Origin of the sequence: Salipiger aestuarii, assembly GCF_003259905.1 — a bacterium.
Lineage (GTDB): Bacteria > Pseudomonadota > Alphaproteobacteria > Rhodobacterales > Rhodobacteraceae > Salipiger > Salipiger aestuarii.
The window spans coordinates 30271-46362 of sequence record NZ_QLMG01000035.1 but is presented as its reverse complement, the minus strand read 5'-3'; the positions used below and the strand labels follow the sequence as shown (position 1 = coordinate 46362).

16 protein-coding genes are annotated in these 16092 nt (G+C 62.5%); 8 read left to right on the top strand and 8 right to left on the bottom strand.

Annotated elements, in window-relative coordinates:
* Positions 1-273: 273 nt before the first annotated feature.
* The 3 genes from pncB to pncA all read right to left on the bottom strand — a co-directional run bounded on the left by pncB (position 274) and on the right by pncA (position 4528).
* Positions 274-1563, bottom strand: coding sequence for a nicotinate phosphoribosyltransferase (gene pncB, locus ATI53_RS16310; protein ID WP_009505835.1), 1290 nt, complete (start codon positions 1561-1563; stop codon positions 274-276).
* Positions 1500-3866, bottom strand: a complete 2367-nt coding sequence (locus ATI53_RS16305) for a PAS domain-containing sensor histidine kinase (RefSeq protein ID WP_111550868.1) — start codon at positions 3864-3866, stop codon at positions 1500-1502. The genes pncB and ATI53_RS16305 overlap by 64 nt, the downstream gene beginning before the upstream one ends.
* Positions 3867-3934: 68 nt before the next feature.
* On the bottom strand, positions 3935-4528 hold the full coding sequence (pncA, locus tag ATI53_RS16300; protein ID WP_111550867.1) for a bifunctional nicotinamidase/pyrazinamidase: 594 nt from the start codon (positions 4526-4528) through the stop codon (positions 3935-3937).
* A 72-nt stretch (positions 4529-4600) separates the two neighbouring features.
* On the opposite strand from pncA, the gene trhO reads away from it, so the two are divergent.
* Complete coding sequence (gene trhO / locus ATI53_RS16295; protein WP_009505838.1) at positions 4601-5545, top strand: oxygen-dependent tRNA uridine(34) hydroxylase TrhO; 945 nt, start codon at positions 4601-4603, stop codon at positions 5543-5545.
* 22 nt (positions 5546-5567) lie between these two features.
* Here trhO and fliP read toward each other — a convergent pair whose 3' ends face one another.
* From fliP to fliF, 4 genes are read right to left on the bottom strand one after another with little or no spacing between them, the layout of a single operon-like run.
* Positions 5568-6296: a flagellar type III secretion system pore protein FliP gene (gene fliP / locus ATI53_RS16290; protein WP_009505839.1), complete on the bottom strand. Its 729-nt coding sequence runs from the start codon at positions 6294-6296 to the stop codon at positions 5568-5570.
* A gap of 3 nt (positions 6297-6299) precedes the next feature.
* Positions 6300-6587 (bottom strand): FliM/FliN family flagellar motor switch protein, encoded by a 288-nt coding sequence (locus ATI53_RS16285; RefSeq protein ID WP_009505840.1) that lies wholly within the window; start codon positions 6585-6587, stop codon positions 6300-6302.
* Entirely contained in the window at positions 6580-7185 is a 606-nt protein-coding gene (locus ATI53_RS16280; protein WP_009505841.1) for a FliH/SctL family protein, read from the bottom strand. Before ATI53_RS16280 ends, ATI53_RS16285 begins: the two co-directional genes overlap by 8 nt.
* A complete protein-coding gene (gene fliF, locus ATI53_RS16275; RefSeq protein WP_111550866.1) occupies positions 7182-8816 on the bottom strand; it encodes a flagellar basal-body MS-ring/collar protein FliF in 1635 nt (544 codons plus the stop codon). The genes ATI53_RS16280 and fliF overlap by 4 nt, the downstream gene beginning before the upstream one ends.
* 116 nt (positions 8817-8932) lie before the next feature.
* On the opposite strand from fliF, the gene ATI53_RS16270 reads away from it, so the two are divergent.
* The 5 genes from ATI53_RS16270 to ATI53_RS16250 all read left to right on the top strand — a co-directional run bounded on the left by ATI53_RS16270 (position 8933) and on the right by ATI53_RS16250 (position 12151).
* Complete coding sequence (locus tag ATI53_RS16270) at positions 8933-9532, top strand: flagellar basal body-associated FliL family protein (protein WP_009505843.1); 600 nt, start codon at positions 8933-8935, stop codon at positions 9530-9532.
* 10 nt (positions 9533-9542) lie between these two features.
* On the top strand, positions 9543-9902 hold the full coding sequence (locus ATI53_RS16265) for a hypothetical protein (RefSeq protein WP_111550865.1): 360 nt from the start codon (positions 9543-9545) through the stop codon (positions 9900-9902).
* Positions 9899-10654 (top strand): MotE family protein, encoded by a 756-nt coding sequence (locus tag ATI53_RS16260; protein ID WP_311136006.1) that lies wholly within the window; start codon positions 9899-9901, stop codon positions 10652-10654. Before ATI53_RS16265 ends, ATI53_RS16260 begins: the two co-directional genes overlap by 4 nt.
* A gap of 537 nt (positions 10655-11191) precedes the next feature.
* Complete coding sequence (locus ATI53_RS16255) at positions 11192-11752, top strand: L,D-transpeptidase (protein WP_009505846.1); 561 nt, start codon at positions 11192-11194, stop codon at positions 11750-11752.
* Between the two features lie 183 nt (positions 11753-11935).
* A complete protein-coding gene (locus ATI53_RS16250) occupies positions 11936-12151 on the top strand; it encodes a hypothetical protein (RefSeq protein WP_009505847.1) in 216 nt (71 codons plus the stop codon).
* A 9-nt stretch (positions 12152-12160) separates the two neighbouring features.
* Here ATI53_RS16250 and ATI53_RS16245 read toward each other — a convergent pair whose 3' ends face one another.
* A complete protein-coding gene (locus ATI53_RS16245; protein WP_240778614.1) occupies positions 12161-12838 on the bottom strand; it encodes an arylesterase in 678 nt (225 codons plus the stop codon).
* Positions 12839-12866: 28 nt separating this feature from the next.
* On the opposite strand from ATI53_RS16245, the gene ATI53_RS16240 reads away from it, so the two are divergent.
* Together ATI53_RS16240 and ATI53_RS16235 are read left to right on the top strand one after the other, a co-directional pair.
* Positions 12867-13565 carry an ABC transporter ATP-binding protein gene (locus ATI53_RS16240; RefSeq protein WP_009505849.1) on the top strand — a complete coding sequence of 233 codons (699 nt, stop codon included), beginning with the start codon at positions 12867-12869 and terminating at the stop codon, positions 13563-13565.
* Positions 13562-16087, top strand: coding sequence for an ABC transporter permease (locus ATI53_RS16235; RefSeq protein WP_111550863.1), 2526 nt, complete (start codon positions 13562-13564; stop codon positions 16085-16087). Before ATI53_RS16240 ends, ATI53_RS16235 begins: the two co-directional genes overlap by 4 nt.
* The last annotated feature ends 5 nt before the right edge of the window (positions 16088-16092 follow it).

The following is a 16092-nucleotide window of genomic DNA, read 5'->3' as shown; positions in this document are numbered from 1 at the left end:
CTCTCACACATGCAAGCATGTGCTGCCGGGCAATGGATCAGCAGGGAGCCACGCTTGCGCAGCGCCGCGTTGTCGCTGGACCAGTTAATGGTGCGGTCGCGGGCGGGAGGAGGCTTGCTCATCAGGCCCGTCTAACCGCATGGATTTCCGTTGTGAATCGCCCGCAGTCAGAGGTCTGCAACGACGCCATGCCGATGGGTCGTCGATGCGACCGCAACGGTGGGGCCCTGCGATATGCTTGGAATGCCCTCTTGATGGCGCGCCTTTGTCGGCTCAGACGACCACCTCGCGACGCTCCTGGTCGCCGACGCAAAACACCCGCTTGTAGCGTTCGATCTCGGCGGCGGGGCCCATCGCCTTGTTTGGGTTGTCCGACAACTTGACCGTGGGGCGACCGTTGGCACTGATCGCCTTGCACACGAGGCTAAACGGGGCGAGGCGATTATCCGGGGTCAGCCCGCGAAAATCGTTGGTCAGCAAGGTGCCCCAGCCAAAGCTGACCCGGACCCTTTCGTGAAACCGCTTGTGCAGCTCAATCATCTTATCCACGTCAAGCCCGTCTGAAAAGATGATCAGCTTTCGCGCCGGATCTTCACCGCGCGCCTTCCACCAGGCGATGGCGGCTTCGGCCCCCGCTTCGGGCGCCCCGCTGTCGATGCGGATGCCGGTCCAGCCTGCCAGCCAGTCGGGCGCCCGGTCAAGAAAACCTGCGGTGCCGTATGTATCGGGCAGGATGATTCGGAGATTGCCGGAATGTTCCTGATGCCAGTCCGCGAGCACATCATAGGGCGCCCGCGCGAGCGCTGCGTCGTCTTCGGCAAGCGCGGCGTAAACCATCGGCAATTCATGCGCGTTGGTTCCGATTGCTTCCAGGTCCCGGTTCTTTGCAATCAGACAGTTCGACGTGCCGGTGAACCGGTCGCCCAACCCCTCGGTCATCGCCTGCACGCACCAGTCCTGCCACTGGAAGCTGTGCCGCCTCCGGGTCCCGAAATCGGCAATTCGCAAGCCCGGCACATCGCGCAGCCGCTCGACTTTTTCCCAAAGCTTGGCGGTGGCGCGGGCGTAAAGCACCTGCATCTCGAATTTTTTCATGTCGTTGAGAACGGCGCGCCCACGCAGTTCCATCAGTACGGCCAGCGCCGGAATTTCCCACAGCATGACCTCGGGCCATGACCCTTCAAAGGTCAGCTCGTACTGGTCATCGACTCTTTCCAAGAAATAAGGTGGCAGGTGAAGCTTTTCGAACCACTCCATGAAATCGGGTCGAAACATCTGACGTTTGCCGTAGAAGGTGTTGCCGCGCAGCCAGGTCGATTCCCCGCGGGTCAACGACAGCGACCGGATGTGATCGAGCTGTTCGCGCAACTCTCCTTCGTCGACGAGCCGCGCGAGCGGGACCTGTTTCGAACGGTTGATCAGACTGAACGTCACCTTGACGTCGGGCCGGTTGTGAAACACCGACTGGCACATCAACAGTTTGTAAAAGTCGGTATCAATCAGCGAGCGGACAATCGGATCGATCTTCCACTTGTGGTTCCAGACTCGTGTGGCGATGTCCAAAGCGTGGCCTCATGTGCGGGGGTCGAGGACCCTGATACGCTATCAAAGCTTTGGGGGCCAAGCGGATTCTCCTCAACGGCTTGTTGAGCGGGATCTGATTGCGCCCGCGCGAGCGCAGCAAGCAGCGCGCTTTTGCGCAATGGCTTGCACAGGAAATCGTCCATTCCAGCGTCCATGCAGGCAGCGCGATCGCTGGCAAAGGCATTGGCTGTCAGCGCGATGATCCACGGCTGCGCGCCATCCAGGGCGCGGATCGACCGCGTTGCCGCAATGCCGTCAAGCACCGGCATCGACATGTCCATCAGGATCACATCGGGCGCGTTTCTGACCACCTGTTCGACGGCTTCGCCGCCGTTCACAGCCTCGATGATGTCCATCGGGAAATCCGCCAGGAACCGTTTCACCAAGAGCCGGTTCGTGCGGTTGTCTTCCGCCAGCAACAGACGTAGCGGCGCAAGCGTGCCGCTTTCCGCGACGGATTTCGCAACCGCCGTCGGGGACGCTTGCGCTTCGGTCACGGCCAGCTTCAGAGACAACTCGAAACACGCGCCCCGGTCCTGTACCGTGCACAGGCTCAGCCCGCCGCCCATACGCTCGGCAATCTGCCGGGAGATGGAAAGCCCGAGTCCGGTCCCGCCGTGACGTCTGGTTGTGTCGGTGTCAGCCTGTTCGAACTGGTCGAAAATCTCGTGTGCGCGATCCGCAGGCACCCCGATGCCGGTGTCCTGCACGCGAACCGACAGATCCGTGATGCCGCCCCTGGTGCGTGCGCGCGTCGTCAGGGTAACCCCTCCCGTCTCGGTAAATTTCACGGCATTGCCGAGCAGGTTTATCAGAATCTGCCTGAGCCTGCCGCTGTCGCCGAGCACAAGATCGGGCAAGGGGGCTTCGTGGCAGATATCTAGGTAAAGCCCCTTTTCCCGCGCCTGAGGTCGCAGGATGTCGGACGCCTCGCGCAGACAGGTCCGCAACGAGAACGGCTCTTCGAGAATGGCGACCTTGTCGGCCTCAAGTTTGGAATATTCGAGAATGTCGTTGATAATCTTCAGCAATGCCTCGGCCGAGTTGCGGATCGTCATAACGCAGCCTTCCTGGTCCTCGGTCAGAGGCGAATCGGTCAGGATGTCGGTCATCCCGATCACCCCGTTCATCGGTGTCCGGATTTCATGACTCATGGTGGCGAGAAATGCGGCCTTGGCGCGCGCGCCCGCTTCCGCGCGCTCCTTGGCATCGGCGAGTTCGCCAGCGCGCTGTTTTGCCTCGGTTATATCGCGTTCGGTCACGATCATTTCGGCAAGCTGGCCGTCTTCGTCCATGACCGGGGAAAAGGCGGCCTCTATCCAGATCTTGCGCCCGTCCTTGGTGTAGTTCGGGTATTCCGTGCGCACCGCCTCGCCCGCGAACGCGCGCGCCATGACAACCTCGACCTGAGCGCAATCGCTGTCCGAGTCGGTGAACACCTCGACCGGGGACCGTCCGACCACCTGGTCGAACGTAAACCCCTTCATCCGGCTCAATCCGTCGTTGACCCACAAGATTCGCATTTGGGGATCCAGCAGCAGGATCGCGTCGTTGGCATGACGCGCAATCAACGCGAGCTGTCGCACCTCGTCCCGCGACCGGACCAATTCGGCATTGGATTGGGCCAGTTCGACCTGACCGAGGAGCAATTGCCGTTCATCCGCGACGCGTCGACGCTCCAACCCGTTGGTATGGCGCAGGAAAGCATAAGAATTGAAGGCCAGCATCGACAGCCCGAAAGCATTGTAGAGCAGCCCTTCGACGCTTTCTTCCCGCAGCAGTTCAGCCGCGAATCCGACGATTGCCGTCGCCGTATAGATCCAGATGCGCAGATTCGCCGCCGCCTTGTTATAGCGCCGCACGACCCCTGCATTCAGGACTGCCGCAGCCAGAAAGGCGAAGCTGAAAAGCGACGCTTCTCCGCCCACAGCAGTGGCTTGCGCAATCACCACCGTGGCAGCAATGGTCAGCGCCTGCAGGCCTGCGGTCAGTGTCGTCAGCCTCATCAGCCGATGCAACGGAACGCCCCGGTCCAGCAACGCCGGGATCCGGTAGAGCACCATACAATCGACACCCTCGCCCACAACCGCAAGCAGGACCACGATCACCCCATAGATGGGAGCCACAAGGATGCCCAGCGCCAGACTGCCGCCAATCGTTGCGATCTGGCGTGCAGCGAAATAACGAACCCTGCCACGCGCGTAGCGGCGCAGCAGTCCTTCGGGACTGTTCTTTGACTCAAACGTCGCAAGCGACTGGTTCTCGGCGCGTGTCTCGGACATTATTGGGCTTTCAGGTCCGTTGTCCGGATCTTGTAACCTGCCGAAAGTTAAGAATTGCGCAACTGTGCTCAGGAAAGGGTCACGCCCGCCTCGTTCATGCGTTGCCGTGCTGCCGTGAGCGATCCGTCAAAGTCGATTCCCCGGCAAAGCGCCTCGTTAACGCGGACATCGAACCCCCGCGTCGCGGCGTCGATGGCCGAAAAGGCGACGCAAAAATCCGTCGCAAGCCCGACCAGCGTCAGCGTCGTGAGTCCCCTGCTTTGCAGATAGCCTTCAAGCCCGGTGGGCGTAGCATGGTCATTTTCGTAAAACGCGGAATAGCTGTCGATGGTCGGACGAAACCCTTTGCGAATCACCAGATCCGCGCGATTCGTGTTCAACCCGGGGTGAAAATCCGCCCCGGCGGCACCCTGGATGCAGTGATCGGGCCACAGGACCTGCGGGCCATAGGGCATGTCCACCCGATCCAGTGGAACCTTGCCCGGATGCTGGCTTGCAAATGAGGAATGCCCGGCGGGATGCCAGTCCTGCGTGAGGATCACCGCGTCGAACGCCCCCATCAGCGCGTTGATCGGTTCCACAACCTCGTCGCCCCCCGCGACCGCAAGGGCGCCTCCGGGGCAAAAATCGTTCTGGACGTCAATGACGATAAGCGCATGCATGGCGGATCTCCGATGGGGGTGCGGCGATCCTCCTGCTTGCCCCGAGACGATGCAAGGCGTAAATCCGCGCCCATGTTTACCGTTTGCGCGCTCTATCACTTCACCCGCTTCGACGATCCCGCCGCGTTGCAGGGGCCGCTGCTGGACTGCTGCCGCAGCGGTGCCGTGACCGGTACGCTGCTGCTCGCGGACGAGGGCATCAACGGCACCGTCGCCGGACCCCGCGCGGGAATCGACGCCGTTCTTGCGCATATTCGCGCCCTGCCAGGTTGCGCCGCTATTGACTGGAAGCTGTCAACCGCGCGGGAACGGCCTTTTGCGCGGATGAAGGTGCGCCTGAAACGCGAGATCGTCACGATGGGGCAACCCGATGTCGACCCCCGCGCCAGTGTGGGCCATTACGTCGCGCCCGCCGACTGGAATGCGCTGATCCGCTCGCCGGATGTGGCGGTGATCGACACGCGCAACGCGTATGAAACAGCGATCGGAACCTTCCAGGGCGCCGTCGAACCGCAGACAGACAGTTTCCGCGATTTTCCGGCCTGGTGGGAGGCGAACCGCGACCGGTTTCACAACAAGCGTATTGCGATGTTCTGCACCGGCGGGATCCGGTGCGAAAAATCGACCAACTGGTTGCTTGGGCAGGGGGTGGCCGAGGTTTACCATCTCAAGGGTGGCATCCTGAAATATCTGGAAGAAACGCCTGAGGACGAGAGCGCCTGGGAGGGCGACTGTTTTGTGTTCGATGGCCGGGTGTCCGTCGGGCACGGCCTGCGTGAGGGGCCGCACCTGCTGTGCCATGCCTGCCGCCGACCGATCCTGCCTGCGGATCGCGAGCGCCCAGAGTACGAGCATGGCGTTTCGTGCCATCACTGCACCACCGAAAACTCGGAAAACGACAAGGCCAGGTTCCGTGAACGGCAAAGACAGATCGGTCTTGCCCGGTCACGCGGAGAACGCCATCTGCATGCGGACATTCCAGAAGATCCCGCCCCCCGAAAACACCCGGCTCCCTGACGTTGATCGCGCAGGGCGCCCATCAGAAATAGCTTCGCACCAGCGCCGCGGCGAGCAGTGACCAACCGTCGGCCACGACGAAAAATGCCAGCTTGAATGGCAGCGATACGATCGCAGGCGGGACCATCATCATCCCCATCGACATCAACACCGCCGCCACCACGAGGTCGATGATCAGGAAGGGCAGGAAGATCAGGAAACCGACCTGAAAGGCCCGCGCCACCTCGGACAACATGAAGCTGGGGATCAGAACGGAAAGCGGTGCCTCGGGGGAAAGCGCCGTGCCACGGGCGTCGGGCCTGAGGTCCGCCATACTGGCGAAGGTATTGGGATCGGTCCGACCAGCCATGAATCCGCGAAACGGTTCAAGCGTAAGGGGCACGGCCTGTTCGATGTCGATCTGCTCTTCGACCAGCGGCTGCAGTCCGTTTTCCCACGCAGCGGTGAAGGTTGGCTCCATCACATAGTAGGTCAGGAACAGCGCAAGGCTTACGATCAGCATGTTGGGCGGCGATTGTTGAAGCCCGACCGCCTGGCGCAGGATCGACAACACCGTCACCAGGAACGGAAAACAGGTGATCATGATCGCGATGCCGGGCGCCAGGCTCAGCAACGTGATCAACGCGATCAGCTGAATGCTGGCTGCGGTAACGGAATTCCCCGCCCCGAGATCGAGCGTAAGCTCCTGCGCAGCGGCAGGCCCGGCGATGCCGAAAAGCACCACCGCAGCGAGAAGTGACATCAGACGCATTGGTCAGGACGGTTTCTTGAGGTCAATTACCTCGGTGAGTCTCACGGCGAGTTGGCCGTTCTCACCCCCTTCCAGCACCTCAAGAGCGCCGATGCCGATCAGACGGTCACCGACATAAAGCTCCACCGGGTCCTCCAGCCGCTTGTCGAGGGTCAGCACAGAGCCTTCCCCAAGTTTCAGCAGATCCCGCACCAACGGCCTGGCCCGACCGACCGAGACGGTGATTTCAATCGGGACAGAGGTAAACGGCGTCGCCGCTTCGCTGCGCGCAGCTTCGGTCTGATCATCCATGTGCGGTCTTTCTCCGGTTGTCATGCACGAAGCCCTGCACGGCCCTCGCCACGTCCTCGACAAGTCCGCCGAGGTCGATCTGTTTTTCTGTTTCCCCGAAACGGATGTCGGCCTGGCCCGCGGCCAGGGTTTCGTCTTCGATCAGCGACAACGGAAACCCGATTTCCGGGTCCAGCATCGGCTCCACCCGTTCGGCATGGCCCGGCGCCACAGCGATCACCACGTCGAGTGTTCCGACCTCGCGCGCCATCGCGTGCAACTGCTCCGAGATCTGCAGCCCGAGCGTCTCGCGCAGCATCGCCGGAAGCAATTTGCCGACCACGTCCTCGAGCAAGGGCGAAATACCGCTTAGCACCTGGCCGTAGGCTTCGTGATAGGTGAACGACAGATCCTGCAAGTTCTGGGCGAAATCGCTTGCCACCCGCGCTTGATCATCGGTTTGCGCCTTGATCGCATCGTCCCAGCCCGCCTTGTAGCCGCTTTCGAACGATTCGAGCCTGGCGGATTCCAGCTCGCCGTCGTCGTGCATCACGGGCATGTGCTGAGGCTGGGCTTTCACCATTCCAAAATCTTCGAGAACTTCCGCAAGTCCGGTCATTTCGCCTCCTCCTTCTCGTCAAGCCAGCTACGAAGGATTTCGACGGTCTCAGTCTTGCGCTCTTCGATCAGGTTGCGCAGTCGGTCCACCGGGTCCTCGTTGGCCGGAGAGTCGAAATCGACCATCCCCATGCCGCCAAAACCCTCGCCTCCGCCCAGCGTTTCAAGCGGCGCAAAATCGTCGTCGCCGCCCGACGAAATCTCACCGTCAAGGGCCTGACCCGTTTCGAAGTCGGTTCCGGAAAGCGCCAGCGCGTTGTCGCTCGCGCCTGCAAGAGCCGCTTGACCGGAACCCGTGAGAATCGGCCGGACAACAAACAGCCCCAGCACCAGCGCAACAAGGGCAAGCGCACCGATCTTGATCAGCGTCATCGGGTCAAGAGCCATGGCGAACCAGCCAGGTTCGATCGGCCCGGTACCCAGACCCTCGGGGCGCTCGAAAGGCATGGACCGGATAGTGATCTGATCGCCGCGCTCTTCTTCGAAGCCGACCGCCGAGGCGACCAGATCGTTCAACGCCGCCAGCTCGACATCGGGAAGCGGGACAAAGGTCTGCGTACCGTCTGCTGCGGTATCGAACGTCCCATTTACCAAAACCGCAACGGTCAGACGCTTGACTGCCCCCGGGACGCGGGTGATCTCGCGCGTGGTCTCGGACACTTCGTAGTTGATCCGTTCACGCGTTTCGTTTTCCGAGCTGGACGAAGAATCGCCTCCTGCTCCGGCATCCCCGGCAGGCAAATTGGACGCAACGGTGACATCGCCGCCTCCGCCGGCCTCTTTTGATGAACTCGTATTCTCTTCGGTGTCGGTAGAGATAACAACGCGGCCCTCGGGATCGAACTGCCGCTGACGAATCGTTTCACTTTCAGTTACGGTGTCGACGCTGATTTCGACCACCGCATTCCCCTGCCCCACGCGTGCCTCGACGAGTCGTTGCACGCGTTCGCGCAACGCGGCGGCGCGATCCTCGGCGGACTGGGTGCCACCGGTTTCATCATCAGCACCGATCAGACCGCCCTGCCCGTCAATCACCGCAACCTCATCGGGAACGAGACCAGGCACTGCGGAGGCCACAAGGTACTTGAGCGCTCGCGCCTGCGCCGGCGAAACCATCTCGCCCGTGGTAGAAACCGAGATCGAGGCGGTCGGCGTCACGTCTCGCTGAAACGGATTCGCGGAGGAGTTCGCAAGGTGCACCCGCGCCGTCGCAATCCAGGGATTCGCAACGATCGTTCGAGCCAACTCTCCTTCCTTTGCACGCCAGTAGGCTGCATCAAACATCTGAGACGTGGTGCCGAACCCCGTCAAAGTGTCGAGAAGCTCGTATCCCTGGTTGGAATTGGCGGGCAATCCCTCGCTCGCAAGCGTCATGCGCAACGCATCGCGCTGCGTGTCGGGCACGAAAATCGCGCCCCCCCGTACCTCATAGGGTACACCCCGCGCTTCCAGCGCTTCGACCACCTCGCCCGCAGCGCCGTTTTCAAGGCCCGCGTATAAGAGTGTAAGCGATGGCGACGACGCCATGCGGCCCATTCCCAGGACCGCGAGAACCACCGCCAGGGTCGCGCCTATAACAATGAGCCTGCGCCGCGCGCCAAGACCATCCCAAATTTGTGCGATCTGCTGCAAGACCAACCTCCGTTCCGACCGTTCTGCTCGGTAGCTGCATCTTTGCGGCATCAGGCTTAACAATCGGTTAGTCCCTGACCAGCTATAACCTCTGTAGTTCGAAGAAGAGGTCAGCCATGACGGATGCCACAGCCGACGTTCCCAATGGGGAAAACGCGGCAAGAAAATCTTCCAAGCTACCGCTTGTCATCGGTATCGCCCTTGCCCTGGCGGGTGGAGCTGGCGGTTTTTTCGCTGCGTTCTCCGGACTACTGCCCTTTGGCGCGGGTGGAGCCGGGGAAGAGCACGCTGCCGGGGCCGGTAGCGATTCGGTCGGCGCCGGGCGCGAGTCCGGTGGTGAAGGACATGCGACCGGCAGTCATGCCACCGACGATCACGGCGCGGCAACCGGGGTATCGCCCGTGACCACCGCCGGCTCGGTGGCATTTGTCGAACTGCCTCAGCTGGTCGTTTCCATGGGGGCCGGTAGCAGCATGAATCACCTGCGCTTCCAGGCGAGCCTGGAGGTCGTTCCTACCGCGGTGGCCGATGTCGAAAGCCTTCAACCCAGGGTGATGGACGTTCTGAACAACTATCTTCGCGCGCTGGCGCCTTCGGACATCGAGGCCTCCGGCGCACTCATAAAAATCCGGTCGCAGATGCTGCGACGCATTCAGATGGTCACCGGCGAGAACCGCGTGCGTGACCTCTTGATCATGGAATTCGTGTTGAACTGAGGGGACTGGAATGGAATTCATTGCCGATATCCTGCTCGCCGCCGGGGCTCTCGGTGCCGGCTTTTATTGTTTCGTGTTGTCGCGGAGACTATCGAAATTCACCGATCTGGAGAACGGCGTGGGCGGGGCGGTTGCGCTGCTTTCAGCTCAGGTCGATGACCTGACAAGGACACTGGATGCCGCGCAGGTAACCGCGGGCGAGTCCAGCGCCACGCTTGAGACCCTGACCAAGCGGGCCGAGGATGCAGCGAAGCGGCTGGAACTCATGCTGGCGTCGATGCATGATTTGCCGGGTGACGAAACGCCGCCGAAGCAAGCAGCCGGGGGAGGAGAACCGATGTTCTTTCGGCACCCTGGAGCCTCCCGATGATTTCGTTCTTCCGAAAAACAACGCCGAACAAGGCGGAAGAAACTGCCCCGACAGACAGTCCGCGTGACCAAAGCAAAGCGAAAGATGCACCCGCCAAGCCGGCGCAGTCGCGCGCGCCGGCTCGTAAGACCACCGCTGCCAATGCCAGGAAACCCAAGCGCCGACGCGGCAAAGGCGTTCTCGCCGTTATCGGAGGATTGCTTATTGCGTCAGCTCTGACACGGGTGGCCATTCAGGCCACGGAAGCTGTCGCGCTTGAAACCAATGCCGCGTCACGTGGCGCAGAGGCGACCCCCAAGGACTCGCAGCCACCTGGCGGAAGCGTGGCGGTCTGTACCGCTGAGGAAGACATTGCCCCGGTTCTGGTGGCTCTGAAGGCCCGCGAAGAGCGGGTCGCCAAACGAGAAGCAGAGATCGAAACGCGGATACAGGCCTTATCGCTCGCCGAACAAGAAATCGAGCGTAAGATGGTCGCGATGGAAGAGGCCGAGATGAAGCTGCGCTCGACCCTCGCCGTCGCTAGGACTGCTGCCGAGGATGACGTTGATCGGCTGACACAGGTCTATGCGTCGATGAAACCCCGCCAGGCCGCTGCCCTTTTTGAAGAAATGGCACCGGACTTCGCCGCCGGATTCCTTGGGCGGATGCGGCCCGATGCTGCGGCAGCAATCATGGCCGGGCTGACGCCCGCAACTGCCTATACGATCAGCGCCATGCTCGCAGGACGCAACGCCAACGCGCCGCGGGAATGACCCGCTCGGAAAAGCGCAAATGGCAGGGTTGTCAAGCGGTCGCGAGCGTCGAGCCTGCCCCAATCGGCAATGCAACCGGTCGCCAGCGCGTGCTCTGCACTGCGGATAGAGTTCGCGCCCGAAGATCCCCAATCTTCTATCCCGACACGACCTCGGCGCGCGTCAGGATCTTGGCGCCACCAGTCTCGGCCTGCACGCTAAGCGATCGGGCCACCCGGGATGCTCCGGCACCATCGCCCAAATGGAGCAACAGAAGGCATAATCAATCGGCGGGCAACGCGATTTCAGCGCCACGAATTGCTGTTTGTGCGTCGTGGCATCGACTCCATGTGTCTTTATATGCACACCTTTGCGGCCTCCAGATACTTGACCGGACCCAATCCAGCCTTGTGGACCCGGTTGACCGGTTCACATACCATGCAGAATATACGCATCCTGCACGCCATCGTGACACTGTTCGGGGGAAACGATGCATCGCTTTCGCGTTACCCCTGAACAAGATACATTTGCAGCTACCCAAGGAGTCCGAGTTTTCAGATGATCACCCGCCGACAATTCGCCCTCACTGCGGCCGCCAGTGCCGCCATCGCGTCCGCCTCCCCGGTTCTCGCTTATGAGGTGGCGCCAAAGTTCAGACCGCAGCAGGTACGGATCAAGCAGGATCTCGCTCCTGGTCAGATCCTTATTCTGCCGCGTGCGCATTTCCTTTACTATGTCAACGCCCCTGGCCAGGCGATCCGCTACGGTGTGGGCGTCGGCAAGGCCGGCCTGGAATTCACCGGCGATGCGGTCATTCAGGTCAAGAAGGAATGGCCAACGTGGCGCCCGACCGAAGATATGATCAGTCGCGACCCCGGCAGCTACGGCAAGTTCAAGGACAACGATTATGTCCAGCCCGGCGGGCCGACCAACCCGTTGGGCGCGCGGGCGCTGTACCTGTTCCAGAACGGGCGCGACACCTTCTTTCGCATTCACGGTACTACCGCGCCAGAATCCATAGGCCAGTCGGTATCGAGCGGGTGCATCCGGATGCTCAATGAACATGTCATGGACCTTTATCAAAGGGTGCCCTTGGGGACCCCGGTCAAGGTCATCTGATGTAACCGACTTTCGGCGTGCAGCCTTTGCGCGTCGTTAACCGCGACAGCCGCAGTTTCGTCGAATTTCCGGCCTAAAGCTTCCTTGTTGCTGCCTCTTTGTCACAATCGCGCCGAATTTTACGGCGATTAATTGTTTTTTAGGATTTTAGGGTGCACTATGGTAAGCATAGGAGAGGCTGAAATGGTGATCATCGCACTTCTGGCTGGCAGCGCTCTGGGCTTTTTCGCGGCAATCGTCGGATGGCTTTTTGCGGGCCTGACACCTTTTGATGCAGCGATGCTGTATCTTGGAACCGCGCTTGGCTTCGGGCTGTTGCCCTTTGCTGTTTGCGCCGTGCGCAGCATGCTGCGCGCCATGTTGCGCGCCGATTCCCAGGCCGCCGACGCTCCGCAGTAGATCAAAAGGTCAGCCCCCGCTTTCTATCCTCGCGATAAGCTGTTCGATTGTTGGGCCGATCGCCTCGACAATCAGCGCGACGCCGGCTGCATTGGGGTGGATCCCGTCCTGTTGCATCAAGTCCTTCGCATCGCTTGGCGTGCCGCCTTCTGGCAGAATCCCGGCAAAGAAGTCGGGATAGAGCGGGACAGCCCGTGCCTTGGCGATATCCGGATAGATCGCATCAAAGGCCGCCTTGTACGCAGGGCCGTAGTTGCCCGGCGCCCGCAACCCGACCAGCAGAACCTCGACTCCCTTGGCTTCGGCCACTGACAAAATCCCGTTCAGGTTGCGTTGTGTTACCGAAGGATCGAGCCCACGCAGCAAATCGTTCCCGCCAAGCGTCAGAATCATCCCGTCGATGTCCGGCGTCAGCGACCAATCGGCCCGCGACAGTCCCCCAGCCGTAGTGTCGCCCGAAACGCCTCCGTTCACGATTCGCACGTCGTGGCCGCGCTCCCGCAGCCAATCATGCAGTTGCGGCACGAACCCGTCGCCTTCGACCAGCCCGTAGCCCTGCGTGAGGCTGTCGCCCAGCGCCAGAAGGTTAACCTCGTCGGCTGCGGCAGGGGGCGTTGCAAAGCACCCTGCACAGATCAACGCCATCAGTAACTTGTGGACGCGCGCCCCGGCCCCATATCTCGACATAACATTCATCATCCCCGGAAGCCCTTTTATGCCCGATCCCGTCATTGCCCTGAAAGATGTCACTCTTAGCCTACGCGGCAATGCCGGAATGGTCGAAATCCTGCACGGGATCACGCTGGATGTCGCAAAAGGCGAAACTCTGGGTCTGATCGGGCCATCCGGCAGCGGGAAGTCGTCGCTGCTGATGGTGATGGGCGGCCTGGAAAACGCAAGTTCAGGCAGCGTGACCGCGCTTGGCGAAGACCTGACCGCGATGGACGAGGACCAGCTTGCCCGCTTTCGTCGCGATCATATGGGCGTGGTGTTTCAAAGCTTCAATCTGATCCCGACCATGACCGCGCTGGAAAATGTCGCCACTCCTCTGGAACTGGCCGGACACAGGGATGCGTTCGACAGGGCGCATGCGGAACTGGCGGCGATGGGCCTTGCGCATCGGGCCGATCACTATCCGGCGCAAATGTCAGGGGGCGAACAGCAGCGGGTGGCGCTGGCCCGCGCCGCCGCGCCGCGTCCGCATTTGCTGCTGGCGGATGAGCCGACCGGCAACCTGGACGGTGCAAACGGCGATGCGATCATGGACATGCTGTTCGGGCTGCGGGACCGGCACGGCGCGACGCTGGTGCTGGTGACGCATTCGTCCGCGCTGGCACACCGCTGTGACAGGGTGATTCGCCTGACCGACGGGCGCATCGATACCACCCACGCGGACGCGAGGGCTGCCGAATGAGCCTTGCCATCGCCGCCCGTTTCGCCCGGCGCGAATTGCGCGGGGGCCTGCATGGGTTCCGCATCTTCCTCGCCTGCCTTGCCCTTGGGGTGGCAGCGATTGCGGGGGTCGGTTCGGTGCGGTCGGCCATTCAGGCGGGGCTGTCCGATCAGGGCGCGATCTTGTTGGGGGGCGATGCGCAGGCGGAATTCACCTATCGCTTCGCCTCGGATCAAGAGCGCGCCTGGCTGGAAAGCGTATCGACCGGCCTGTCCGAGATCACGGATTTCCGGTCGATGGCCGTGGTTGGCGATGCGGATACCGCCGAACGCGGGCTGACCCAGGTGAAATCGGTCGATGACGCCTACCCGCTGCTGGGAAAAATGGTCCTGGACCCGGCGATGCCGCTGGCGCAGGCGCTCGACGGCGGAGAACACCCCGGAGCGGTGATGGCGCCCGTACTGGCTGACCGCCTGGGGCTTGCGCCCGGCGACAGCTTCAGGCTCGGGACCGCGGAATTCACCCTGTCAGCCACCATCGTCACCGAACCGGATGACGCCGGGGACGGGTTCGGCCTGGGGCCACGCACGATGGTGCGCACCCGCGACCTGGACGGCTCTGGGCTGCTTGCGCCCGGCTCGCTGTTCGAAAGCGAATATCGGATGACCGTCGCCCCTGGCACCGACCTGGCAGCCCTGCGCGATGAGGCCGAAGAGCGGTACCAAGGCACCGGCATCCGCTGGCGCGATGCCACCGACGGCGCCCCCGGCGTTGCGCGTTTCGTGGACCAGTTGGCCAATTTCCTGGTTCTGGTGGGGCTTTCCGGGCTTGCCGTCGGCGGCATCGGCGTGTCGGCGGCGGTGCGGGCGTATCTGGCGCGCAAGACTACGGTCATTGCGACGCTGCGCACACTGGGCGCCAGTCGCCGGGTGATTTTCCTGACCTATTTTTTGCAGATCGGGGCGCTAAGCCTGCTTGGAATCGCCATCGGACTGCTGCTTGGCGCGGCGGTGCCGCTGCTGTTTGCCCCGCTCATTGCCGGCGCGCTGCCGATCCCGGTGATCTTTACCCTGTATCCGGGGCCACTGGCCGAGGCGGCGATCTACGGCGTGCTCACCGCGCTGCTGTTCACGCTCTGGCCGCTGGCCCGCACCGAAGAGGTTCGGGCCGCAACGCTGTTTCGCGATGCGCTGGACAGCGCGCGCGCGCTGCCCGCGACCCGGTTTGTCGTCGCCACGGCGGTGCTTCTGACGGTTCTGGTCGGTGTCGCGGTGGTGTTTTCCGGCAATGCGCGGATCACGCTCTGGACAACGGCGGGCATCCTTGGGGCGCTGGTGATCCTGTCCATCGCGGCGACGGCCATTCGTGCGCTGGCGCGGCGGGCGGTGCCGGTCGCGCGCGGCAAGCCGGTGCTGCGCTGGGCGCTGGGCGCCATCGGCGGGCGGCGCGATACGGCCGGGTCCGTGGTGCTGTCGCTGGGTCTTGGGCTGTCGGTGCTTGCCGCCATCGGCCAGATCGACGGCAATCTGCGGGCCGCCATCGACCGCGACCTGCCCGAAATCGCGCCGTCGTATTTCTTTGTCGACATCCAGCCCGATCAGATCGACGGCTATCTCGAACGGCTTGAAAACGACCCTGCGGTCAGCCGTATCGACACCGCGCCGATGCTGCGCGGTGTCATCACGCGGATCAACGGCGTCAACGCGCAAGAGGTCGCCGGGGATCACTGGGTGGTGCGCGGTGATCGCGGCATCACCTACACCGCAGAGCCTGACAGCCGCACCATTGTCACCGATGGCGAATGGTGGCCACGGGATTACAATGGCCCGCCCCAGATCAGCTTTGCCCGCGAAGAGGCCGAGGAAATCGGCCTGACCCTGGGCGACGAGATCACCTTCAACGTGCTGGGGCGCGACATCACCGCGACCGTCACCAGCTTTCGCGACGTGGATTTTTCCACCGCCGGAATCGGCTTCGTCATGACGCTGAACCCAACCGCCCTACAAGGCGCGCCGCACACCTGGATTTCCACCGTCTATGCCGAACCGGAATCCGAGGCGCGGATCCTGCGCGATCTTGCGACCCGATACCCCAACATCACCGCCATCCGGGTGCGCGATGCCATCGACCGCGTGACCGAGTTGCTGGAAGGCATCGGCGCCGCGATCCGCTGGGGCGCCGCCGCGACGCTTCTGACCGGCTTTCTCGTGCTGATCGGCGCGGCAAGCGCCGGGACAAGCGCGCAGACCTACGAGGCGGCGGTGCTCAAGACCCTTGGCGCCAGCCGCGCCCGCATCCTGCAAAGCTTTGCGCTGCGCTCGGCGTTGCTGGGGGCCTCTGCCGGGGTTGTGGCGTTGGGCGCCGGAATTCTGGGCGGATGGGCCGTCAGCCGGTTCATCATGGAAACCGGGTTCGCGGTGCAGTGGTCTTCGGCCCTGGGCATCATTCTGGGCGGTATCCTTGCCACGCTGATCGCCGGGCTGGGTTTTGCCTGGCGCCCGCTTGCCGCCCGCCCCGCCACGGTGCTGCGCGCGCGCGAATAGGCGCC